This is a genomic window from Brassicibacter mesophilus (genome assembly GCF_050433385.1).
Lineage (GTDB): Bacteria > Bacillota > Clostridia > Tissierellales > Proteiniboraceae > Brassicibacter > Brassicibacter mesophilus.
This window is the reverse complement of sequence record NZ_JBNPXI010000001.1, coordinates 288,638-310,890: the sequence shown is the minus strand read 5'-3', so window position 1 is coordinate 310,890 and position 22,253 is coordinate 288,638. Positions and strand designations below refer to the sequence as shown.

Here is a 22,253-nt window from a genome sequence, read left to right as displayed (position 1 = left end):
TAGAGATAATAATCATACTTGAGGTGATAAAATGATTTTAAGAGAGAAGAAGATTCTTATTACTGGAGCAGACGGCTTTATTGGCTCTCACCTAACAGAGGAGTTAGTTAGAATAGGATATAGTGTTCGTGCTTTTGTTTGTTATAATTCACTTAATTCATGGGGATGGCTTGATTATTCTCCACTGAGCATAAAAAATAATGTAGAAATATTCCATGGAGATATTAGAGATACTTATAGAGTTAGAGAAGCAATGAAAGGGTGTGATGTGGTCTTTCATTTAGCTGCATTAGTTTCTATTCCATACTCTTATCACTCTCCTAATACATATATTGAGACAAATGTAAAAGGAACATTAAATATTTTACAGGCAGCTCGAGAATTGGAAGTAGAAAAGATTATACACACGTCTACTAGTGAGGTTTATGGGACAGCTCAATATGTTCCTATACCAGAAGAACACCCTTTGCAAGGTCAATCCCCTTATGCTGCATCAAAGATTGGAGCAGATCAACTGGCATCCTCTTTTTATCACTCTTTTTGTACACCAGTCTCTATTATCCGGCCTTTTAATACATATGGTCCAAGACAATCAGCTAGAGCAGTTATACCAACAATTATTACTCAGATCGCCCAAGGAGAACAAGAAATTAAGTTAGGTTCTCTAACTCCTACAAGGGATTTTAATTATATTAAGGATACAGTGCGAGGATTTATTAAGGTTGCAGAGTCTATTGAAACAATTGGTGAGGTAGTAAATATAGGAAGTGATTTTGAGGTTTCTATAGAAGAAACAGCTCAGACTATTGCAGAAATTATGGGCGTAAAAATTGAGATTGTAACAGATATCAACCGGATTCGTCCAAAGAGAAGTGAAGTGGAGCGACTTAGAGCAGACATCTCAAAGGCCAAAAGGTTATTTAATTGGCAGCCTAATTACGGTGGGAAAGACGGATTTAAGCGAGGATTGCAGGAAACTGTAGAGTGGTTTATAAATCCTGAGCATCTTAAGATGTATAAAGGAGACAGATATAATATATGAATAAGGACTTAGATATTTATTACATAGTTTCTGTGATAAAAAATATTTTAAATAAAACAAATAAGCCAATTTCTCTACACGAACCATTATTTAAAGGGAATGAATGGGTATACGTAAAGGATTGTTTGGATACAGGTTGGGTATCTTCTGTAGGAAAATACGTAGATAAGTTTGAGCAGGCATTAGCTCGATATACTGGTGTAAATCATGCTGTAGCTATAGTCAATGGTACAGCTGCCCTGCATATTTGTTTGAAGCTTGCTGGAGTTGAGCAAGGGGATGAAATACTTCTCCCTGCGCTTACATTTGTTGCAACAGCTAATGCGATACACTATTGTGGAGCTATTCCACATTTTATTGACAGTGATTTTCGAAGCCTTGGAATTAATTCTGAAAAGCTTAATGATTATTTGAAAGAAATAGCTATCATAAAAAATGATGTTTGCTATAACAAACATACAATAAGACCTATCAAGGCTGTTGTTGCAATGCATACATTTGGTCATCCTGTGGATTTAGACACACTTTTAGAAGTATGTCAAAAATATAAATTGACATTAATTGAAGATGCAGCCGAAGCATTAGGTTCTTTTTATAAAAAGAGACATGTAGGAAACTGGGGAAAGCTTTCTGCACTTAGTTTTAATGGAAATAAAATCATTACAACTGGTGGGGGAGGTGCTATCCTTACTAATGATTCAAGTTTAGCCAAACTAGCAAAGCATCTAAGTACAACAGCAAAGATTTCTCATCGTTGGGCTTTTGTTCATGATCAGATAGGATATAATTATCGTTTACCAAATATTAATGCAGCTTTAGGCTGTGCTCAAATAGAACAGATTGATGTCTTTATCCAAAATAAACGAATGCTAGCAGATAAATATCGACAAGCTTTTAAGGAAATACAAGGAGTTTCTTTTTTTATAGAGCCTGAATATGCACAAAGTAATTACTGGCTTAATGTATTACTTCTTGATAAAGAATATGCAGTATTGCGTGATTCTCTTCTTTTAGCAACTCATGAACAGGAAATATTGACTCGTCCTTCATGGATATTATTGAATAAACTTGTAATGTTTGAAAACTGTCCATGTATGGATTTATCTATAGCTGAAAGCTTGGAGCAACGCATTATTAATATTCCTAGCAGTGCTTGTTTAGGAGGAGATGCCAGTGAAACGTAAAATTTGTGTAATTACAGGAACGCGTGCCGAATACGGATTACTTTACACATTAATGAGAGAAATAGATAAAGATCAAGACCTACAGTTACAAGTGGTTGTTACAGGAATGCACTTATCTCCTGAATTTGGGTTGACTTACCAAGAAATAGAACGAGATGGCTTTGAAATTTACAGTAAAGTAGAGATGCTTTTATCTAGCGATACTGTTATAGGAGTTACTAAATCAATTGGTTTAGGGGTAATAGGATTTGCAGATGTATTTGCTCAATTACAGCCTAACCTTTTAGTGTTACTTGGTGATCGATATGAAATCTTAGCTGCTGCTCAAGCTGCATTAATAGCTAAAATTCCCATTGCTCACATTGCTGGAGGTGATATGACAGAGGGAGCTTTTGACGAATCTATTAGGCACAGTATAACAAAAATGTCTCATCTTCACTTTGTAACTAATGAGAATTCCTTACAAATAGTGAGACAGCTAGGGGAGAATCCTAACTATATTTATAACGTTGGAAGTCCTGGAATAGACCGTATTATTAGCTTAAAACGAATGAACCGTTATCAATTAGAAGATTTGCTTCAATTTACATTCTTAAAGAAGAATTTACTCATAACCTTTCATCCTGTAACGTTATCTCAACAGTCGTCTAGTCAACAGTTCAATGAATTATTAGAAGCACTACATAATCTTGGTCCAGAAGTTGGATTGATATTCACTAAGCCTAATGCAGATCCGGGAGGACGAGAAATTATACGTCTATTAAGTAATTTTGCTGATCGTCATTCTAATGCAATTATTTATACTTCTTTAGGGCAATTATGTTATTTCAGTATCATTGCTCAAGTGGATGCAGTGGTAGGCAACTCATCTAGTGGAATATATGAAGTTCCATCCTTTAAAAAGCCTACAGTTAATATTGGAGATAGACAAAAAGGAAGACTTTTAGCTTCCTCAGTAATTAATTGTGTCCCTGAAAAGACAGAAATTAAAAAAGCAATAATGAATGCATTTGTTAAAGATTGTTCTGATGTAGTTAATCCATATGGTGAAGGGAATAGCTCTAAAAAAATCATTCATATCATTAAATCTATTAAAGATTATAAAGTTCTATTAAAAAAACATTTTCATAAAGCAGGTGAAATATGAAAAACATAGATAAAGTTTTTATTATTGCTGAGATAGGAGTAAACCATAACGGTTCTCTTGCAATTGCGAAGAGTTTAATTGATGTTGCAGCTGAAGCAGGGGCTGATGCAGTCAAATTTCAAACCTTCAATACAGAACAGAATATATCTCCACATGCACCAAAAGCTGCTTATCAAGTTAAGAATACAGGCTTAATAGAAACTCAATATGAAATGGTAAAGAAATTAGAATTAAGTCAGAAAATACATTTTACCTTAATGGAATATTGTGTTAGTAAAAATATTCGATTTCTATCAACACCTTTTGATTTACAGAGTCTTGATTTTTTAGTTCATTCGTTAAATCTGCCAATAATAAAAATCGCCTCTGGCGAAATTACTAACGCCCCTCTATTGCTGAAAGCAGGTCGGTATGGCAAAAAAATAATTCTTTCTACAGGGATGTCTACTTTAGGAGATATTGAAGAAGCATTAGGTGTTCTTGCCTTTGGATATATAGAGGGAATGGAAAGAAATAAGAATCCTTCACATACTGCTTTTAAAGAAGCTTATTGTTCTGAAAAGGGACAGATGCTTTTGCGTCAAAATGTAAGCTTACTTCACTGTACGACTGAATATCCTGCACCCTTTGAAGAAATTAATTTGCGTGTATTAAACACTTTGCATCAATGCTTTGGACTACCAGTTGGATATTCAGACCACACTTTAGGAATAGCTTTGCCTATAGCAGCAGTAGCTTTAGGTGCTGTTATCATAGAGAAACATATTACTTTAGATAGGAAATTACCTGGTCCTGATCATAAGGCGTCTTTAGAGCCTGAAGAATTATTCCAAATGGTTCAAGGGATACGACAAACAGAGAAAGCTGTTGGGAACTCCTATAAAATACCAGTACCTTCCGAATTTAAAAATCAAAAAATAGTCCGAAAAAGTATTGTAGCAGCATGTAACATTTACAAGGGAGAGTTGTTCACACAAGAAAATTTAACAGTAAAAAGGCCAGAAGAAGGCCTATCTCCTCTACAATTTTGGAATCTGTTAGGAGAGACAGCACAGAGGGATTATCTGAAAGATGAGGTGATTAAATGAAGATTGCTATTTTTGGCATCTCTGGATTTCCGCAGGAGGTGCGTGATATAGCTTTTATTTTAGGTTATAAAGAAATCGTATTTATCGATAAAACGAAACAAGAAAAATTAGGAGATTTTCCTGTAGTTGCTGAGGGTGAAGTGTATACTCTTGTTAAAACTGGTTATAAATTTGCAATTGGTATTGGAAATCCAAAGATACGTAAGGATATAAGAGAAAGATATCCTGATTTGAATTATGTCAATCTTATTCATCCCACGGCAACCTTTGGCTATGGACAATTAGAAGAGGTTCAAAAGAGTATTGGGAATATCATTTGTGCAGGAGTAAGAATGACTAATAATATCAAAATTGGGAATTTTGGAATATATAATTTAAATTGCACTATTGGACATGAATGCATTATTGAAGACTTTGTCACAATTTCGCCAGGAGCTAATATATCGGGGAATGTAAAACTCTCATCAGGTTCCTATATCGGTTCCAATGCATGTATCCTCCAAGGTAAATCTATTACTGAAAAAATGATTATAGGTAAAAATTCAATCGTAGGTGCAGGTGCTGTTGTAACAAAAAATATCTCGGATCATAAAATAGTAAAGGGGAGCCCAGCTAAATAATATAAAGTAAGTTTGTATGGGAAGGGACAGACGCATCATGAAAGAATGGAAGAATATATTGATATTACCTAATACTAAGATCCAGGAAACGATGAAAATTATTGATTTATATTCATTACAAATTGCAATTGTCGTTGATAATGATAATAAATTATTAGGTACCGTTACTGATGGAGATATTCGAAGGGGATTATTAAATGGTATATCTTTAGATGATCCTGTTACGCAAATTATGAGCAAAACCCCTATTACTATTACTGGAACCAAAGATAAAAAAAGCATATTAAATATTTTAAAGAAGAATAAGCTTCGTCATCTTCTCGTAGTAGATGATTCGGGGTGTGTAATAGGGATTGAAAGATTAGATGATTTGCTTCATTCTTCTAGATGTGAAAATTGGATTGTTTTAATGCTAGGAGGGTTAGGAAGTAGACTTAAGCCATTAACTGATAATTGTCCTAAACCAATGTTACCGATTGGAGAGAAACCCCTTTTAGAGATCATATTAAATAACTTTATAGAATTGGGATTTTATAAATTTTGTTTTTCGATTAATTACAAGGGAGAGCAAATTGAGAGCTATTTTGGTGATGGTTCTAAGTGGGGAGTAGAAATTCATTATATACATGAAAAAATAAGGATGGGAACAGCTGGTTCATTAAGCTTGTTTTCAATAAAAGTAAACAATCCAATTATTGTAATGAATGGAGATGTTTTGACAAGAGTTAATTTTGAACAATTAATTAATTTTCATCTAGAGCATCAGGCTGAAGCTACGATTGCCGTACGGAGCTATGATTTTCAAATTCCCTATGGTGTAGTTAAAATAAATAAAGATAGACTTATAGGATTTGAGGAAAAACCTGTGTATACAAACTTTATAAATGCAGGAATTTATGTGTTTAATCCAGATATAATAAATAGAATTCCTAAAAACTCATATTATGATATGAATCAATTATTGGAAACTATGCTAGTGAATGGGGAAAAAATATCTATTTTTCCTATTCGAGAATATTGGATGGATATTGGAGAAATCAAGGATTTTAATCAAGCTAAATTAGATTTTTATAAGGTGTTCATATGAATTGTATTATCATAGGCTATGGTTCAATTGGGCAGAGACATGCACGGATATTAGAGCAACTTGATTGCAGGGTAGCTGTCGTCAGTCAAAGGAATATTGATTTTCCTTTAAGTTATTCTAGTTTATACAGTGCACTCATACATGAAAAGGCAGATTATATTGTTGTTGCTAATGAAACAAATGAACATTATCATTCCTTGACAGAACTGACTGGCTATGGTTTTAATGGTATCGTCCTCATAGAAAAACCACTTTTTCATATTGTTCAAAAGATTCCAGACAATAGCTTTAAACAAGGATATGTTGGCTATAATCTAAGATTCCACCCAATAATTCAAAAAATATCCGAACTTATCCAAAAAGAACAAACATTATATGCTCAGATTTATACAGGACAATATCTGCCTGATTGGAGACCAAATAGAGATTATCGCATGAATTATTCAGCTAGAAGGGCTGATGGTGGAGGAGTTTTACTTGACCTTAGTCATGAATTAGACTATGTTAGGCTATTTTTTAAAGATTGGAATAATATTGCAGCAATTGGAGGAAAGTATAGTTCTTTGCAAATAGACAGCGATGATATGTATAGTATTATGCTCACCATGGAAAAATGCCCGATGGTACAAATACATTTAAATTATCTTGATCGTATTAGCAGAAGAGAGATAACTGTTATTACCGAAAATTATGCTATTAAAGCAGACTTAGCAAAACAAACTTTGCAAATAAATGATGAGCTAATTAAATATGATATTAACCGTGATTACACCTATTATATGCAACACAAAGCGATTATAAATGGCAGGAGTAATTACTTATGTACTTTAGTTGAAGGGTTAAAGGTATTAGAAATGATAGATGCGGCTGAACAATCAGTAAAGGAAAGGAAATGGGTATATAAATGAAAAGGTTATGTACAATTTGTGTACGGTCTGGTTCAAAAGGAGTTGCTAATAAAAATAGTCGGGAACTTGCAGGTAAACCTCTTTTGGTCTACAGCATTTTACAAGCTAAAGAGTCTAATCTGTTTCAAGCTATTGCTGTAAGTAGTAATAGTGATGAAATTTTAGATATAGCAAATATATGGGGAGTAGATTATTTAATTAAAAGACCTCTTAATCTTGCTACAGATGAAGCACCTAAGATACCTGTTATTCAACATGCTCTTCGAACAGTAGAAGAATTAATTCAACAATATTTTGATGTAATAGTGGATTTAGATGCCACTTCTCCCCTTCGGATTATATCTGATATAAATAATGTAGTTAATATGCTTGAAGTAAAGCAGGTATCCAATGTAATCACATGTACTCCTGCACGTCGTTCTCCTTATTTTAATATTGTAGAACTAAATAATCAAGGAATTGTACAGTTGTCTAAACCTTTACCAAAACCGATTTTTTGTAGGCAAAATGCACCAAAATGTTATGATTTGAATGCTTCTATCTATGCTTGGCAAAGAGAAGCTTTAATGAATTGTCAAACTATTTTTAATCAAGATACACTACTATATATCATGCCAGAGGAGCGTTCTTTTGATATAGATTCAGAACTAGACTTTCAGATTGTTGAACTATTAATGAAAAGAAGGTGTGAAAACATTGGCTAGAACATCATATAAAGAACTGTTCAATTTAGAGAAAAAAGTTGCTGTAGTTACAGGAGGGATAGGTATATTAGGCAAACGTTTCTGCTCAGGTTTAGCAGAGTTTGGAGCTAATGTAGTAGTTGTGGATTTAGATGAGAAGGAAACAGAAGCTTTTGCCAAAGAATTAATGGAAAATTATCAAATAAAATCTTTGGGTATTGCTTGTGATGTTTCTTCTGTTAGAGATGTAAAAGTGATGGTTTCTAAGGTGATAGAGGAATTTGGTGAAATTCATATTTTACATAATAATGCTGCGAGTAAATCAGACGATTTAAACGCTTTTTTCGCCCCTTTTGAGGAGTATTCTCTAGATGAATGGCGTAAAATTATGTCTGTAAATTTAGATGGAATGTTTTTGGTAGCTCAGGCTATTGGTGCTCAAATGGTTAAACAGGGCAAAGGTGGAAGTATTATTCAAACATCTTCAATATATGGAATACTGGCACCGGATCATCGAATTTATGAGGGTTCATTTTATTTAGATAGGGAAATTAATACTCCAGCTGTCTATACTGCTTCAAAGGCAGCAGTGATAGGATTGAGTAAATATTTGGCTAGTTATTGGGCAAATAAAAAAATTCGTGTAAATACGCTAACTCCAGGTGGAAATGAAAGTGGACAGAATGATACTTTTCTTAAAAAATATTCTTCAAGAATACCTCTAGGTAGAATGGGTAGGCCAGACGAAATGGTATCTGCTCTAATTTTTCTGGCATCGGAAGCATCTAGTTATATTACAGGACAAAACATAGTTGTAGATGGTGGATTGAGTGCTTGGTAATAATTAAGGAGGAAATCAATGAGGATAAAAGGCAATATTTATGATGACTATGAATCCTATTCTTGTGCATTACGAGAACAGGTTGCAGAAGTATTCCAATATGTTTCTCAAATTACAACAGTAAAAAGATTGTTATATGATATTAAAAAAGAATCTTTGAGCCTGCGAAAACTTTTTTGGACGGAAGAAGAGTTAAAAAAAAGAAAAGAGTCACTAAGTTTTTTTGATGCAAGGATGCAGGCAACGGTATATTATACATTAAAAAATATAGAAGGCTATAAACAAAGCGGCTGGAAAGAATTAATTGATGAAGGAGAAAATAGTGATGAAAGAATTAACTCCATTCAAAAAGAGAAGTGATAGATTTCAAAAATCTTTGCTATATACCATCGAGCATTTTAGAAAAGGCAATGATCATCTTGGATTAGATAATTTTTTAAATAGTATCGATGATATGGAAAATCTACTAGAATATCAGCAATATGCTGGAGATGTAAAAATAAAACTGGATGAAATAATGCCAGTACTTCAGATTCTCTATGATTGTATAAGAAATCAAGATGTGACTGCGATGACAGATGTATTGGAATTTACAGTTTATTCTCTGACAAAAGAATGGAATGAAAGGTGTGGCGATTAATGCTTATAGCTAAAAAAAATGAAATAAAGGAGATGTTTCAGAAAAACTTGCAATTATTAACTCCCTGGTTAAAGGAATCAGTACTGCAAATAGATGAAATTGAATTATGGGAGAAAGTGAAGATTAGCTATAATGACGAAGGTTATCCTGTCTGTAGGTATTGTGAAGAGAATAGAAGTTTTCAGATTACTAGTGTACAACCAGTACAAGAAGCAAAAAAATGGTGTGAAAGCATTTCTATACAGGGGGCTGGATCTATTTTTATGTACGGCTCCGGCTTTGGCTATTCTCTATTTGAAGTATTTGCACAAAAACGACCTCATACCTTAGTTGTTCTTTTTGAACAGAATATTTTTCTTTTTACAGCTATGCTTTATTATTTTGATTTGGAGCCTATTATCAAAACTCAAAAAATAACTTTTCTTATTGGTGATATGGAATATTTTGCTAAAGCTTTTGATAGTTTATTTTTTAGTATTATCTTTGCTAATTGTACTTTTCCTGTTGTAGCTTTTACACCTATTGCACAGCGGAATTTTAAAGTTCAATATATGAAAATTCACCAATATATTTTTTCGCAGTTAGGATTATTCATATTTTATATTGGAAATGACCATTTAGACAATTTAATAGGATTGCATAATTTGCTGGCTAATATGAGAGAGATTGTACAAAATCCCTATATTAGTTGTTTAAAAGATAAATATAAGAATGTCCCAGCGTTTATTATAGCTAATGGACCTTCATTGGATAAAAATATCCATCATCTAAATGAGATCCAAGATAAAGGGTTAATTATATGTACAGAATCTGCTATTGTTCCTTTAATGAAGAATCATATTAAGCCTGATGTTTTAACTATTATCGAACGTACAAAATACACCTATACTTATCATTTTGAAGGTATTGAATACCCCGAAGATATGGCTCTACTCTGCTTGGGTCTGGTTGATAAAAATGTTTTTCCTTCTTTTCCTGGAGCTAAAATTCCAATATTTCGTAATGTAGAGGCAATAAATCAATGGATAAATAAATATATTGGAGATGGAAGTGCTATTGATGCAGGAGCCAATGTTTCTCATCTTGCTTTTGAATTAGCTGCATACATGGGAGCAAATCCGATTGTTTTTGTAGGGCAGGATTATGCTTACGGACCTGAGGGTGCTACTCATAGTAAAGATGCAGTTTATTCAGAAGAGAAGGGTAAACGCGCGAGAGATATCTTAAAATCAAAACCAATTGTTTATGTTGAAAGTAATGAAGGAGCTATGATTCCGTCTAATCAGCTGTGGCTTGATTTTAAGCAAGGATTAGAGCGAAAAATTGCAGCTCATTCTGATAAAATTATCATAAACGCTACAGAAGGTGGTGTAAAGATTAAAGGAACTAAATGTGAGCAGTTAGTTCATGTTATTGAAAAATATTGTGCTGAGACAATACCATATCATATCTACGGATTGATTACCGATAATAAAAATAAGATATCTATTATGGAAAGAAAAATGGGACTAACAAAATTTATAAAAAGCGTAGAAGAATATGCTGGTTTGTTTCGCAATCTAAGTCGAGAGACCGCTAAAGGAAAGCTAGTCTGTCAGGAAATGATTCATTTGTCTAAAGAAAAAGATAGTATAAAATATCGTAATATTCTTGAAGAGACTTATCAAAAAAATATTAACATTTATCAAACTTTTATTGAAGATGAATTGTATCGTTGTTTTTCTCAACAAGTTATTTTTGTATATTATTACCTAATGAATCGTCTAGGATTAATCGATACATCACAGAAGATTACTAAAATTTTTGAAATTCAGCATGGATTTTTTCATCATTTGAATATTGTTTATCAAAGCTTATCAATTTATTTAGAAGATGCCATAGAACCGTTAAGGAGAATATTGAATGAGTTAGAAATTAAAGAAGAATAGGGAGGTTGTAAATTATATGGAAGAAATAGAAAGAAAGTTGGATCAGTTATTGAAAGATCCTATTAATCCTCATCTCTTTAACGAGATTGGCATACTTCTTTATCAAGTCAAAGATTGGGAAAATGCTGAAATGTATTTGCAAAGAGCTTATGAACTAAATGCATTAAATAGTGATATTTTATACAATTACGCTTCATTATTATATCAAAGAGCCAAATTTCAAAAAGCTATTACGATATATGAAGCTTATTTAGAGTTTCACATAGATGATGTGGAAATCATTCAAAAGATGGGGGACTGTTATTATCAATTAGGAGAATATGAATTAGCAGCAAAGATGTATGAACAGCTTAAAAAAGTGTAGAGAGGAGAAATTTTGATTCATGACTGAAAAAAAACGCTTAAGTTTATGTATGATAACGAAAAATAATGAAAAGCATATTTCTAATTGTTTAGAAAACATGAAAAAAATCGTAGATGAAATAGTAATTGTAGATATAGGCTCAACGGATTTAACTATTAATATAGCTAGACAAGCAGGTGCTAATGTTCATCAAATTGAGTGGAATAACAATTATAGTGAAGCTAAAAACTTTTGCTTAGATCGAGCTAAAGGAAGATGGGTTCTATTTCTTCAGGCAAATGAAACTATTTCTATAGAACAATTAAAAGAGATTGATTCACTATTGAATGATCCTAATGCAGAAGGATACTTACTATATATTGATCATCCATGGGAAAACTATCAAATATCTTCTCCTGTACAGTCATTACGTCTGTTTCGAAACCGCAAGGAATACCGTTATCAATACAGAATATTTGAACGAATTCCAGATGAAATTTTAAGTAATGTCAAAGATACAAGTATTCGAATTGTTCAACAAAATGATGAAAATTTATGTAGGGAAGCTTATTCGTCTGTATTGTTACTAGAAGAGGAGCTTAAAGAATATCCAGAAAATTGTTATCTGCAATATATGTATGGAATAGAGCTTTTAAATCAACAGAGATACGAAGAAAGTATAGTATATTTTCAAAAAGCATGTAAAAACTTAAACTTGGATTATTTATTTGCTCCTCATTTATATAAATGTTTAAGCTGGTCGCTTATTTCTCTTAAGAGATATAATGATGCTTTAGATGTATTAGAGGAAGGAATAAAGGTGTTTCCTTTCTATACAGATATTTTAGTTTTGAGGTGTGAAATACGTATGCAGTTATATCAGTACGAAGAAGCTATCCGAGACTTAGAGATCAGCTTAAAAACAAGAGAAAAGTATGACATTATGGTACCTGCACCAGAGATTGGGATTCCTATTATTCTGGAAACACTAGGAGAAATTCATCAGGAAATATTTAATTATCAGCAAGCCCTAGTTTGTTATCAGCAAGCCTATGAATTAAACAAAACTAATTACATTCTTTTATACAAAATAGGCAAATTGGCAAAAAAAGTAAATTCCGTTGAAGTACTGGAAAATTTACTAAAGACAGCAAAGGAGTATAAGAATCTTAATCAGCTGACGACGCTTATGGATATTCTTTTACAACAACGAGAGTATACTCAAGTTTTAACTCATTTAGAGTATTTAGAAGCTTTATTGGATAAAAGGGATCAAATAGAAAGCATTAAATCTTTTTGTTATATGATGTTAGGAGAAATGGAAGAAGCAGAGCTTCATTTTTCTGCAATAAATGAAAATAGCTTTTTATATAATCATATGCTATTAAAGAGAATCGAAAGCTATTGGCTTTATAATAAATGGAAAGAAGCTGTGGTTCTTTTAAAGGAAATGGACCGCATTAAAAGTATCGAAAGTCCTATCAAAGGTTTATACCATTTACTTCATAATTTACTTATGAAAAAAGAGTTATGTTATCCTATATTAGGAGAGCAGGAATATGAAATTGTCAGTACACTGCTAGAAGATTTCTTATGGCTGGAGCAGACTGAAAAAGCACAATTGCTTCTACCTTTATTACTACAAGAGACGAAAGAGGACCAATATATTAAACTAGCTGAGTATTGGGCGAAACGAGATGATTATCAAACTATTGAAAGGATTTTCCAGTGCATTTCAAATAAACAAGAGCAGTTAAAATTTAAACAAAAAATTATTGAACGGCTATTGTACAGTGAACATATAGAATCAGCTCAAAAGCTAATGAAACTGGGAGATCCACAGCCATTGGAAGCATTAGAATATGTGTTGTGGTCAAAAAACTTCACAAAGAAACTTAAAAAATGGATAAAGAAGATATATCAAAGGAATATAGGAGTTACTATATCTAATGCATTAACTCTTCAAATACCTGCTAAACCAAATAAAGCTTTATTAGCCTTTTATCATAGTTTAGGTTTAACCAAAAACATGGAAAATGAAGGAAGTTTCATTCAAAATGATACCGATCTGACATGTACTAAGATATATGTGGAAATAGGTAATTATTATGCAAAAGCAGAAAAAAGAAATGAGACGCTATCTGCATATTTACGTGCAATACAATGGGATCCATTAAATTATCTGGCACAAGAAAAAATAAAAGATATGTTTCACGAAAATCCTAGCCAATTCAATGCTTTTTTAGAGGAAAAAAGTTGGATATTAGAAGGTAATAGGTTTCATCAAAAACAGGATTTTATTAATTATATTATTGGATTGATGCATTTCATGAATCAGCAATTCGATCAAGCGTTGACATTCTTCTTAAAAATATCAGAGGATGAGGCTATTTATTCAGTGATTCATGCTTATATTATCAGTAGTTTATGGATTATGAGAAAGGAAGAAGAAGCAGAGAGATGGCTAGATGAACAAAATAGAACAGCTAAATTTTTATCATCATTTTTCTATATTTGTAAAGGATATGCTTTGTATAGATTAGATGAAGGATTTAAACAATATCGATATAGCGAGTTAATAATGATGGAAAAACAGAGAATAAATAATATTAGTTTTAAAGAGTGTTTACTTCAAAGTAGCTTATAAATATGAAAAGGATGTGCAAATCACAGCACATCCTTTGATTTAATTATTAAGTTGTTACTGTAGTTGTAGAAGTAGAATTTGGCGCAAAATTATTTACAGCTAATGTGATTGGTGCACTAACAGGAACTGTAGAAGCTTGAGTGATAACAATTTGAGAACCATTAGCGCCAACTGTAAATAAGCTGGACTGTTGTATTTGACCGTTAACAGTTAATAAATAGTATCCATTGTCTGTTGATATAGTTGTTAGATTTCCAGTCATAGTGTTACCTGAATCATCCGTAAAATTGGCAGCTGGAATTGTGATGGTGCCACTAGTTCTATGAGCTGAATTAAATTTATAAAAATATTTCTCTACAGCTGGATTGCTAGTAGTAGTCGTTGTTGTTTCAGCAGTCATAACAAGTCTAAATAATGATGTAGCCATACCTTTCATCTCCTTTTTAATATTTTTGATCATATTAAGCTTTTAATTTTTATCATACGACCATATTTAATCTCTTCTTCTTATGCAGTATATTATATTGATGAATATATTATTTTGACACTAAAACTATAAATACTTAATTATAAAATTATAGAGAACAGGGAGCTGTTTGGTAAGCTTGTTGTTAGAGCTATATGATATGAAATATCCTATATAAAAAGTCCTTGATTAGAATAAAATCTATTCAAGGACTTTCATATTATTTATTTATAAAACACGTGATTTCCAATTCTCATAACATAAGCTTTATTATTTACAATCCATTTTCCTTCTGCTTTATCGGGATTGAAAAAATAAGTTGCACTTCCAACTGGTCTTACACCATTTAAAGCGTCATTTGCAGCGTTTACACTTGCCTGAGAAGGAGTATTATATATAGTACCTTCTGCAACAGGGCTGAACTGAGGAATTCCTTTGTAATCTTCAAATATAACCTCTTTTACAGTATTAGGGAAGTCGCTTGAAATTACTCTGTTTAATATTACATTTCCTACTGATACTTTTCCATTGTACGGTTCAGCTCCAGCTTCAGCTTCAATTATTCGAGAAAGCCAGTATATATCAACTGAAGAAGTATTTCTACTTAGGGTCGTCTCTCGAGTTGCACTAACTGCATATAGCAAAGATTGAGTTTGCTTACCAGCTATTCCATCGATAGTGATTTTATTTGCTTTCTGAAAATTGATAACTGACTTTTCGGTTTTTGGGCCATAGATTCCATCAACAGCTCCAGCTGAAAAACCTTTGTTATTAAGAGCTTGTTGTAATTTTGATACTTCGCTTCCTCTGCTACCAAACTTTAATGTCACATATGGACTTGCTTGACCTTGGGCAGCATATGCACCTGCTATGTTAAATGAGATTAATAATAGTACGAGGAATAAAGATACTATCCTCTTTAAATATATTTTCATGCACTAAACACTCCTTCCTTTTGATTGCTTCCGAAGTTAGCTGACGGGTTCGGGATAGAAGGCTCCCTACCATAACATGTATGGATTAACCCCTATAATGGTTCCTCCGTACCTGAGTATTCCAGGATTCAGCAAGCGCAGTGACTTTGCATATGTAACATTATATAGACTTGACAATGTTATGTCAACTAATTCAAAAAATTGGCACAAATAGCTATCTGTACTAACAATTATAAAAGCCTTAACTCTTTTAGAATTAAGGCTTTATTGATTGTTTACTATAAATTGAATATTATTTGCATTATGCTAAACTAGGTTAAATTGATTTTTACCATTATTGTTAACTATATTATTTTAAGTTAAGCTCTGCTTCAGTAACTAGTTCGTCGATTAACTCCTTTACTGAAACTATTCTATCTATTCGGTAGGCATTTACACCGGCAAAAGCGAACCCAGATGCTAATTTTCCTTTTTGTGCATTAATCAATGCACTAGCTATACAATACTGCACTTCAGCAGGTTTACATGGCTTTAAACAGTTAGTAATGCATTTTATTGGCTTTCTTAATCCTGCTTTAGCCTCGTTTAAGAAATCATTTGATATCGCACGACCAATCATACCAACAGGACTTTGAATTATTTCAATATCCTCAGATTTACACTCTATATATGCTTGCTTAAACCCTTCTGAGGCATCACACTCATGAGTAGCAACGAATCTGCTTCCTATCTGAACTCCAGATGCACCAGCTTTTATTAGCTCAGCTATATCTTTTCCGTTGAAAATACCACCACCTGCTATAACAGGTATTTTCTTTCTATGTTTTTCTTCATAAGGCTTTATTGCATTTAATACATCACGCAATAGTTTGTTTAACTGATATGCTGGTTCATTTAGTTCTTCTTTAGAAAATCCAAGATGTCCACCTGCTTTAGGACCCTCTACAACAACTGCGTCAGGAATAACTTGATAATGCTTATCCCAACTTTTACATATTATTGATGCGGTTCTTCCTGAAGAAACAATCGGAACTATTTTTGTCTCAGTTCCTTTTGTGAACTTAGGGAGACTTAGTGGAAGTCCAGCCCCTGAAAATATGATATCTATTTTTTCTTTAACCGACTCTTTAACCATTTCTTCGAAGTTGTTGAGTACGGTCATCAAGTTTACGCCTATAATCCCATTGCTACATATCTCTTTAGCTTTTCTTATATGAGCTTTTAATGCTCGAATATTAGCTTCTTTCTTATTTTTAAAGTAATCTGGCTCGTTAAAACCAATTTCAACACCAGATATTACTCCAATGCCACCATTTAATGAGACATGACCAGCTAAGTTTGATAAAGAAATTCCTACACCCATACCACCTTGAACAATAGGAACTCTTGCTACGAGATTTCCGATTTTTAGATTTGGCAAATTCATATATTTTTATACCTCCTATATATTATTATCCAATATTAGCACTAGGTAATAAAACCTACTATTAAATTATACAATTAATGAATAGAAAATGATAGCTAATTTTAGTAACTTTATTCTTAATTTGAGTATTTGCATTATTATGTAGTCTATACATTTTACATGTATATTTAGAAAAGGAAATAAAAAAGGGCCTGTTGCAAACGAACTGCTTAGTTCGTTGTTCGACAGACCCTTTTAGCATTACTCTTATCTAGGAATTAGTCTCATTTCCATCCAGTCTAGCCCAATCCAATCATAATTTCCTGTGTTTGAAGTATTTACGATTTGTACTCTATTAGTTCTCCTCAAATTTGGAACATTAAACGTTAAGTCCTTCCAGTTTGTAAATTTTTGTCCAGCAGGACGACCATGCTCTAGAGGAACTCGTCCCCGATGTACAACTGTGCCATTTATTGATATTGTTGCTGAATATTGACGTTCAGGTACATTAGAATGATCATCTAATACTGCACGGATAATTAGGCGTGCTCTGTAGTTGCCAGTAACAAAAATTTGAGGTGGTATTAGTAATGTCCATTGGCCAGTATTTCCGGTATAGAGAATATCTGCATTTCCACTTGGATTTCCATAGTTTGGATAACCTGTAAGCTCTTTGAATGCAGTAATCCTTATCTCAGTAGGTCTATCGCTTAATATAGGTGGTGGGTCACCTGCACTAGGTGGAGCAAAAGGATATGTCATATATGGGTAAGACATTTCAGGTTGCATATATCCATAGTAAGGCATCATTTTCATAACCTCCTTTATTTATTGTCAATATATATTATGAGACGAGGAGTGACTATGTCACTTATAATTTATTATCAGACTAATAGAATAGTACTGTTTTTAAAACAGTATAAGTCCTATTTCAAAAAACAAATAAATAATGTATTATATCTTTATATACATATTATTAAATTATATAGATTATAAAGAGAGGTAGACCATGATAGAATCACATATTGGTGAAATGGCTGCACTTATTACAGCTTTATTTTGGACTGTTACAGCAGCTGCTTTTGAAATGGCAGGGAAAAAGGTAGGATCATTATCAGTAAATTTTATAAGATTGATGATTGGCTTTGTTCTAATTAGTATATTCACTTATTTTACTAGAGGAATGCTTTTCCCACTTGATGCTTCAACTAATTCATGGATATGGCTTAGCATATCAGGAGTTATAGGATTTTTTATTGGAGATTTGTTCTTGTTTCAAGCTTATGTAGAAATTGGTTCAAGGATTTCGATGCTTATAATGGCATTATCACCACCGATTACAGCATTACTTGGATATATTATTATGAGAGAGATGATTAGCATTACTAATATGATCGGTATGGCTATAACTATTTCTGGCATAGCTCTTGTTGTATTAGTAAGAAAATCAGATAGCAGGAGGTTTGAATTTTCACATTCTATAAAGGGAATAATTTTTGCGTTTGTAGGAGCTATAGGGCAATCACTAGGATTGATATTTAGCAAAATTGGTATGCAGAATTTAAATCCTTTTGCAGCTACACAAATTAGAATAATAAGTGGATTGTGTGGATTTGCAGTGTTGTTTATTGTAATGAGGAAATGGAGTGGATTAAAAACTGCATTTACTAACTTGAGGGCTATGACAAGTATTACAATAGGATCAATTTTCGGTCCTTTCTTAGGGGTTTCATTTTCACTTATTGCTATACAACATACTACCACAGGTGTTGCTTCAACTATAACATCTGTGGTACCAGTGATGATAATTCCTGTGTCAATATTAGTATTTAAGGAAAAGGTAAGTCTTAAAGAGATAATAGGAGCTATAATTACAGTAACAGGAGTTGTCTTATTATTTTTGTAATTCATAAAAAAACAGCTTCATTTGAAGCTGTTTTTAGTATCCAGGAGCATCATTTTTATCTATTTCTACAAATTCATCCTTATAAGCATAACAAATAGGACAATACATAGGTGGTTCTTCTCCTGTTGCTGTGTGACCGCATACTTTGCATAAAAAAGTCTTCATATTAATTACCTCCTCGAATAAAAAATATTATTGCCACTTATTTATACCCAAATATTTTTATTTAACACGTGATATTTATAAAAGATAATTATGTTATATTCAGCTATACAAGGGTATAAAGAAAATACATATTAAATTATGAGGTGGTAGAGATGACTGAAAATAATAGATCAATAGTAGGAGACAAGGCTCCTATCTTTAGACTTCCTGATGCCAATGGAAATCATATTTCTCTTGCTGATTATAAAGGCAATAAAAATGTTGTATTATACTTTTATCCAAAAGATAATACACCTGGATGTACCGTCGAAGCTTCAGAGTTTAGAGACAATTATGATAAAATAGAATCAACTGATACTATAGTTATTGGTATAAGCAGGGATGGCATAAAGTCCCATACAAAATTCATTGAAAAACTAGGCTTGCCATTTATTTTACTGAGTGATGAAGAGCAAGAGGTTCATAAAATGTATGATGTCCTTAAGCTAAAGAAGTTATATGGAAAAGAATATTTAGGTACTGAAAGGTCAACATTTTTAATTGATAAAGAAGGAGTTTTAGTCAAAGAATTTAGAAATGTTAGAGCAAAAGGGCATGCTGAAAAAGTTATAGACTATATTAACGAAGAATTAAAGTAGTTTCATCCATAAAATATTATATATTCGATTATTATGTTTATATCAGACACTAATCTTATCTTTAATATTAACGCAGAGATAAAGTTAGTGTCTGATTTTTTGCGATAATTAAAAAAGTATTTCTAAGGCATCAATATATGCTACAATAGTTAATGATATACTATTTATAGTCATAGTAAATAGTAAAAGATAGTATAGTATTAAAATTGATAAAAAATATTTAATAAATAGATTAGGGGTAGGCATAATGATGGAACAGGTTTTTAATTCGAAAGAACATATTTTAGAAAACGGACTAAAACTAGTATCGATTCATAAAGATACTGAAATTTCTTCTATTCATGTAGGTGTAAATGTTGGAGCTATAAACGAAGATTTTGAAGAAAAAGGGATTTGTCATTTCATTGAACATATGTTATTTAAGGGTACAGAATTAAGAGATAATAGTAAAATAGATCAAGATTTTGAAGATAGAGCAGGGTCGTATAACGCATACACTACATATACTGCAACAGTATTTGCTATTACAGCACTGTGTGAGGAACTGGAAGCATCAGTAGAACTTCTATCAGATATTATTATAAACTCGACGTTTCCTGTACATGAAATAGAAAAAGAACGTGGAGTTATATTAGCTGAAATAAGAAATAGTGCAGATGACATAGAGCACTATAGCTTCAATATGACTAACAATATTGCATTTTCAAATAGTCCTTTAAAATATGATATTGTAGGAACTGAAAAAACAGTTAAAAAGCTTACTAAGAAACAGCTTGAAGAATTTTATAAAGCACATTATGTTCCTAATAATTGTGTTATTAGTATTGTGTCTTCTTTTAGTCATGAGGAAGTGAAGGAAATGGTGGAGAAGTATTTTGACAGTTGGAAGAGTAAGACAGTAGTAGAAAAGCCAGTAATAATAGAGAAGAATAGACATGTTGAAAAAACAACATATAGAAAAGACATTGAGCAAAATACCTTGGTATATCTCTATACATTTTATGGACTCAATAGAGATGAGGAACTAGCTTTAGAAATTCTTAATCATAAGTTTGGAGAGAGCGCGAACTCTATATTGTTTAGAGCTTTGAGAGAAGATAAAGGATTAGCATACGACGTATACTCTGAGATGGATGTAACAGATTGGATAAAAACACTATATATTTACACTGCTGTAGGAGAAAATGATGTAGCCGAGGCGAAAGAGACAATAGATAAATGTATTAGTGGGATAATTAATAGGGAAATAATAATTGATGATAGAAATATTCTTTTAATGAAGAAAGTAATGAAAACTGGTATAGCCTCTATGTTAGAAGATTCAGAAGGATTATGTAATTATGTCTTGCATCAAAAATTAACAGGGAAAAACATTTATGCTTTTAATGAGGACATGAAAGCATTAGATCATATTAGTGGAAACGAAGTGTATGAGGTTGCGAAAATGGTGCTTGATAGTCCAACAGTCCATATTCTAGTAAACAGTAAAAAACAATAAAGAAGGCAGTGATTAGCTATATTATGAGAGATAACTGGCCCACAAACGACTGGATAAAACTTGAACCACAAAAAGTAGGAATGAATTATGATAAGTTTATAAGTGCTGATAGAGAGATAGTTAAAAATTTGAAGCATGTTAATAGCTTTCTAGTAATTAGAAATGGGTATTTAGTTTTTGAAGAATACTATAACGGTACAGATGCAAACACTTTAAATCCTGTGAATTCAATAACTAAAAGTATCATTTCCTTGCTTATAGGGATAGCTATAGAAAAAAGATATATTAAAAATGTGAATCAAAAACTCATAGAGTTCTTACCTGAATACGAAAATGATATAGGCAACTCATTGATAGGGGAGATAGCAATATCTCATCTATTAAAGATGGGTGCCGGATTTGAGTGGGAAAGTGCTGATTTTAAAGAACCTTTGCTTAAGAATATGATTAAAAGTAGTGACTGGATTAAGTATATATTGAATATACCTTTAAATAGAGACAGAATTGGAAAATTTGAGTATAACAGTGGTGTTTCACATTTATTATCTGTAATTATAACAAAGGCAATAGGCATGAGAACTCAGGATTTTGCTAATAAATTTTTATTACAAAGCATTGGAGTAGAAGGTATAAGAGATACTGAAATAAATAAGACTTATTATTTAAATAGCACTAAATGGACTAGAAAAAGACAATGGGATATTGATAGTCAAGGAATTAATATTGGTGGCTTTGGATTATCTTTTAAGTCTAGAGATTTAGCTAAAATAGGTTATCTGATTATAAATAACGGTATTTGGGAAAATAAACAGGTAGTATCAAAGGAATGGATAATTAATTCTACTAAGCCTCATATAGATGTCCAAGGAATGATGAAGTATGGATATCACTGGTGGGTAATGGATAGAAAGAATATTAAAATAATATTTGCTTTAGGATATGGGGGACAGTATCTAGCTATTATTCCGCAGCTTGATTTAATTACTGTGATTACTTCTGAGAATGATATTGATTGTGATAGCAATAGAGATCCTGGATATATTTTATATAAATATGTATTAAAAGCACTAGAATAGAAAATA

At 32.2% G+C, this 22,253-nt stretch carries 23 protein-coding genes and 1 riboswitch; of the genes, 18 read left to right on the top strand and 5 right to left on the bottom strand.

The genetic code is table 11. From position 1 onward, the window contains the following. Positions 1-31: 31 nt before the first annotated feature. The 14 genes from HNR33_RS01575 to HNR33_RS01510 are packed head-to-tail and all read left to right on the top strand — an operon-like array spanning position 32 to position 14,158. Complete coding sequence (locus HNR33_RS01575) at positions 32-1,042, top strand: NAD-dependent 4,6-dehydratase LegB (RefSeq protein WP_429079320.1); 1,011 nt, start codon at positions 32-34, stop codon at positions 1,040-1,042. Continuing rightward, positions 1,039-2,226 carry a LegC family aminotransferase gene (locus HNR33_RS01570; protein WP_429079319.1) on the top strand — a complete coding sequence of 396 codons (1,188 nt, stop codon included), beginning with the start codon at positions 1,039-1,041 and terminating at the stop codon, positions 2,224-2,226. The genes HNR33_RS01575 and HNR33_RS01570 overlap by 4 nt, the downstream gene beginning before the upstream one ends. Then, positions 2,216-3,373, top strand: coding sequence for a UDP-N-acetylglucosamine 2-epimerase (neuC, locus tag HNR33_RS01565; protein ID WP_429079318.1), 1,158 nt, complete (start codon positions 2,216-2,218; stop codon positions 3,371-3,373). The genes HNR33_RS01570 and neuC overlap by 11 nt, the downstream gene beginning before the upstream one ends. Beyond that, the gene (neuB, locus tag HNR33_RS01560; protein WP_429079317.1) at positions 3,370-4,461 is read left to right on the top strand and encodes an N-acetylneuraminate synthase; all 1,092 of its coding nucleotides are present in this window, start codon (positions 3,370-3,372) and stop codon (positions 4,459-4,461) included. Before neuC ends, neuB begins: the two co-directional genes overlap by 4 nt. After that, entirely contained in the window at positions 4,458-5,081 is a 624-nt protein-coding gene (locus HNR33_RS01555; protein WP_429079316.1) for an acetyltransferase, read from the top strand. The genes neuB and HNR33_RS01555 overlap by 4 nt, the downstream gene beginning before the upstream one ends. 37 nt (positions 5,082-5,118) lie before the next feature. Then, on the top strand, positions 5,119-6,168 hold the full coding sequence (locus HNR33_RS01550) for a nucleotidyltransferase family protein (protein ID WP_429079315.1): 1,050 nt from the start codon (positions 5,119-5,121) through the stop codon (positions 6,166-6,168). Next, positions 6,165-7,076 carry a Gfo/Idh/MocA family protein gene (locus tag HNR33_RS01545; RefSeq protein WP_429079314.1) on the top strand — a complete coding sequence of 304 codons (912 nt, stop codon included), beginning with the start codon at positions 6,165-6,167 and terminating at the stop codon, positions 7,074-7,076. Before HNR33_RS01550 ends, HNR33_RS01545 begins: the two co-directional genes overlap by 4 nt. Beyond that, entirely contained in the window at positions 7,073-7,780 is a 708-nt protein-coding gene (locus HNR33_RS01540) for an acylneuraminate cytidylyltransferase family protein (protein WP_429079313.1), read from the top strand. The genes HNR33_RS01545 and HNR33_RS01540 overlap by 4 nt, the downstream gene beginning before the upstream one ends. Next, positions 7,773-8,600: an SDR family oxidoreductase gene (locus HNR33_RS01535; RefSeq protein ID WP_429079312.1), complete on the top strand. Its 828-nt coding sequence runs from the start codon at positions 7,773-7,775 to the stop codon at positions 8,598-8,600. The genes HNR33_RS01540 and HNR33_RS01535 overlap by 8 nt, the downstream gene beginning before the upstream one ends. A gap of 18 nt (positions 8,601-8,618) precedes the next feature. Then, positions 8,619-8,960 carry a hypothetical protein gene (locus tag HNR33_RS01530; RefSeq protein ID WP_429079311.1) on the top strand — a complete coding sequence of 114 codons (342 nt, stop codon included), beginning with the start codon at positions 8,619-8,621 and terminating at the stop codon, positions 8,958-8,960. Further along, on the top strand, positions 8,926-9,240 hold the full coding sequence (locus HNR33_RS01525; protein ID WP_429079310.1) for a DUF8042 domain-containing protein: 315 nt from the start codon (positions 8,926-8,928) through the stop codon (positions 9,238-9,240). The genes HNR33_RS01530 and HNR33_RS01525 overlap by 35 nt, the downstream gene beginning before the upstream one ends. Then, a complete protein-coding gene (locus HNR33_RS01520; RefSeq protein ID WP_429079309.1) occupies positions 9,240-11,168 on the top strand; it encodes a motility associated factor glycosyltransferase family protein in 1,929 nt (642 codons plus the stop codon). Before HNR33_RS01525 ends, HNR33_RS01520 begins: the two co-directional genes overlap by 1 nt. A gap of 16 nt (positions 11,169-11,184) precedes the next feature. Next, the gene (locus HNR33_RS01515) at positions 11,185-11,532 is read left to right on the top strand and encodes a tetratricopeptide repeat protein (protein WP_429079308.1); all 348 of its coding nucleotides are present in this window, start codon (positions 11,185-11,187) and stop codon (positions 11,530-11,532) included. 19 nt (positions 11,533-11,551) lie between these two features. Then, positions 11,552-14,158 carry a glycosyltransferase gene (locus HNR33_RS01510; protein ID WP_429079307.1) on the top strand — a complete coding sequence of 869 codons (2,607 nt, stop codon included), beginning with the start codon at positions 11,552-11,554 and terminating at the stop codon, positions 14,156-14,158. Positions 14,159-14,204: 46 nt separating this feature from the next. Here the strand turns inward: HNR33_RS01510 and HNR33_RS01505 are convergent, their stop codons facing one another. From HNR33_RS01505 to HNR33_RS01490, 4 genes are all read right to left on the bottom strand, one after another. After that, positions 14,205-14,585, bottom strand: coding sequence for a DUF4183 domain-containing protein (locus HNR33_RS01505; RefSeq protein ID WP_429079306.1), 381 nt, complete (start codon positions 14,583-14,585; stop codon positions 14,205-14,207). Positions 14,586-14,848: 263 nt separating this feature from the next. Next, positions 14,849-15,559 carry a cell wall hydrolase gene (locus HNR33_RS01500; protein ID WP_429079305.1) on the bottom strand — a complete coding sequence of 237 codons (711 nt, stop codon included), beginning with the start codon at positions 15,557-15,559 and terminating at the stop codon, positions 14,849-14,851. 10 nt (positions 15,560-15,569) lie between these two features. Then, positions 15,570-15,703, bottom strand: a riboswitch (cyclic di-AMP (ydaO/yuaA leader). A 205-nt stretch (positions 15,704-15,908) separates the two neighbouring features. Continuing rightward, positions 15,909-16,985 carry an NAD(P)H-dependent flavin oxidoreductase gene (locus tag HNR33_RS01495; protein WP_429079304.1) on the bottom strand — a complete coding sequence of 359 codons (1,077 nt, stop codon included), beginning with the start codon at positions 16,983-16,985 and terminating at the stop codon, positions 15,909-15,911. Positions 16,986-17,231: 246 nt separating this feature from the next. Next, complete coding sequence (locus HNR33_RS01490) at positions 17,232-17,774, bottom strand: hypothetical protein (RefSeq protein WP_429079303.1); 543 nt, start codon at positions 17,772-17,774, stop codon at positions 17,232-17,234. A gap of 199 nt (positions 17,775-17,973) precedes the next feature. Between HNR33_RS01490 and HNR33_RS01485 the strand changes: the two genes are divergently transcribed. Further along, the gene (locus tag HNR33_RS01485) at positions 17,974-18,870 is read left to right on the top strand and encodes a DMT family transporter (RefSeq protein WP_429079302.1); all 897 of its coding nucleotides are present in this window, start codon (positions 17,974-17,976) and stop codon (positions 18,868-18,870) included. 33 nt (positions 18,871-18,903) lie between these two features. Here the strand turns inward: HNR33_RS01485 and HNR33_RS01480 are convergent, their stop codons facing one another. Next, a complete protein-coding gene (locus HNR33_RS01480; RefSeq protein WP_429079301.1) occupies positions 18,904-19,035 on the bottom strand; it encodes a rubredoxin-like domain-containing protein in 132 nt (43 codons plus the stop codon). 152 nt (positions 19,036-19,187) lie between these two features. On the opposite strand from HNR33_RS01480, the gene bcp reads away from it, so the two are divergent. The 3 genes from bcp to HNR33_RS01465 all read left to right on the top strand — a co-directional run bounded on the left by bcp (position 19,188) and on the right by HNR33_RS01465 (position 22,247). Then, on the top strand, positions 19,188-19,673 hold the full coding sequence (gene bcp / locus HNR33_RS01475; RefSeq protein WP_429079300.1) for a thioredoxin-dependent thiol peroxidase: 486 nt from the start codon (positions 19,188-19,190) through the stop codon (positions 19,671-19,673). A 247-nt stretch (positions 19,674-19,920) separates the two neighbouring features. Then, a complete protein-coding gene (locus HNR33_RS01470) occupies positions 19,921-21,171 on the top strand; it encodes a M16 family metallopeptidase (protein ID WP_429079299.1) in 1,251 nt (416 codons plus the stop codon). Between the two features lie 23 nt (positions 21,172-21,194). Then, the gene (locus tag HNR33_RS01465; protein ID WP_429079298.1) at positions 21,195-22,247 is read left to right on the top strand and encodes a serine hydrolase domain-containing protein; all 1,053 of its coding nucleotides are present in this window, start codon (positions 21,195-21,197) and stop codon (positions 22,245-22,247) included. The last annotated feature ends 6 nt before the right edge of the window (positions 22,248-22,253 follow it).

Bases quoted from the DNA above. Each gene is read 5' to 3' on its own strand.
- HNR33_RS01575 (WP_429079320.1), top strand. From the start codon at position 32: ATGATTTTAAGAGAGAAGAAGATTCTTATTACTGGAGCAGACGGCTTT.
- HNR33_RS01555 (WP_429079316.1), top strand. From the start codon at position 4,458: ATGAAGATTGCTATTTTTGGCATCTCTGGATTTCCGCAGGAGGTGCGT.
- HNR33_RS01485 (WP_429079302.1), top strand. From the start codon at position 17,974: ATGATAGAATCACATATTGGTGAAATGGCTGCACTTATTACAGCTTTA.
- HNR33_RS01540 (WP_429079313.1), top strand. From the start codon at position 7,073: ATGAAAAGGTTATGTACAATTTGTGTACGGTCTGGTTCAAAAGGAGTT.
- HNR33_RS01550 (WP_429079315.1), top strand. From the start codon at position 5,119: ATGAAAGAATGGAAGAATATATTGATATTACCTAATACTAAGATCCAG.
- HNR33_RS01495 (WP_429079304.1), bottom strand. From the start codon at position 16,985: ATGAATTTGCCAAATCTAAAAATCGGAAATCTCGTAGCAAGAGTTCCT.
- HNR33_RS01515 (WP_429079308.1), top strand. From the start codon at position 11,185: ATGGAAGAAATAGAAAGAAAGTTGGATCAGTTATTGAAAGATCCTATT.
- HNR33_RS01570 (WP_429079319.1), top strand. From the start codon at position 1,039: ATGAATAAGGACTTAGATATTTATTACATAGTTTCTGTGATAAAAAAT.
- HNR33_RS01525 (WP_429079310.1), top strand. From the start codon at position 8,926: ATGAAAGAATTAACTCCATTCAAAAAGAGAAGTGATAGATTTCAAAAA.
- neuB (WP_429079317.1), top strand. From the start codon at position 3,370: ATGAAAAACATAGATAAAGTTTTTATTATTGCTGAGATAGGAGTAAAC.
- HNR33_RS01545 (WP_429079314.1), top strand. From the start codon at position 6,165: ATGAATTGTATTATCATAGGCTATGGTTCAATTGGGCAGAGACATGCA.
- HNR33_RS01480 (WP_429079301.1), bottom strand. From the start codon at position 19,035: ATGAAGACTTTTTTATGCAAAGTATGCGGTCACACAGCAACAGGAGAA.
- HNR33_RS01510 (WP_429079307.1), top strand. From the start codon at position 11,552: ATGACTGAAAAAAAACGCTTAAGTTTATGTATGATAACGAAAAATAAT.
- HNR33_RS01500 (WP_429079305.1), bottom strand. From the start codon at position 15,559: ATGAAAATATATTTAAAGAGGATAGTATCTTTATTCCTCGTACTATTA.
- HNR33_RS01505 (WP_429079306.1), bottom strand. From the start codon at position 14,585: ATGGCTACATCATTATTTAGACTTGTTATGACTGCTGAAACAACAACG.
- HNR33_RS01530 (WP_429079311.1), top strand. From the start codon at position 8,619: ATGAGGATAAAAGGCAATATTTATGATGACTATGAATCCTATTCTTGT.
- HNR33_RS01465 (WP_429079298.1), top strand. From the start codon at position 21,195: ATGAGAGATAACTGGCCCACAAACGACTGGATAAAACTTGAACCACAA.
- HNR33_RS01520 (WP_429079309.1), top strand. From the start codon at position 9,240: ATGCTTATAGCTAAAAAAAATGAAATAAAGGAGATGTTTCAGAAAAAC.
- HNR33_RS01490 (WP_429079303.1), bottom strand. From the start codon at position 17,774: ATGATGCCTTACTATGGATATATGCAACCTGAAATGTCTTACCCATAT.
- HNR33_RS01470 (WP_429079299.1), top strand. From the start codon at position 19,921: ATGATGGAACAGGTTTTTAATTCGAAAGAACATATTTTAGAAAACGGA.
- bcp (WP_429079300.1), top strand. From the start codon at position 19,188: ATGACTGAAAATAATAGATCAATAGTAGGAGACAAGGCTCCTATCTTT.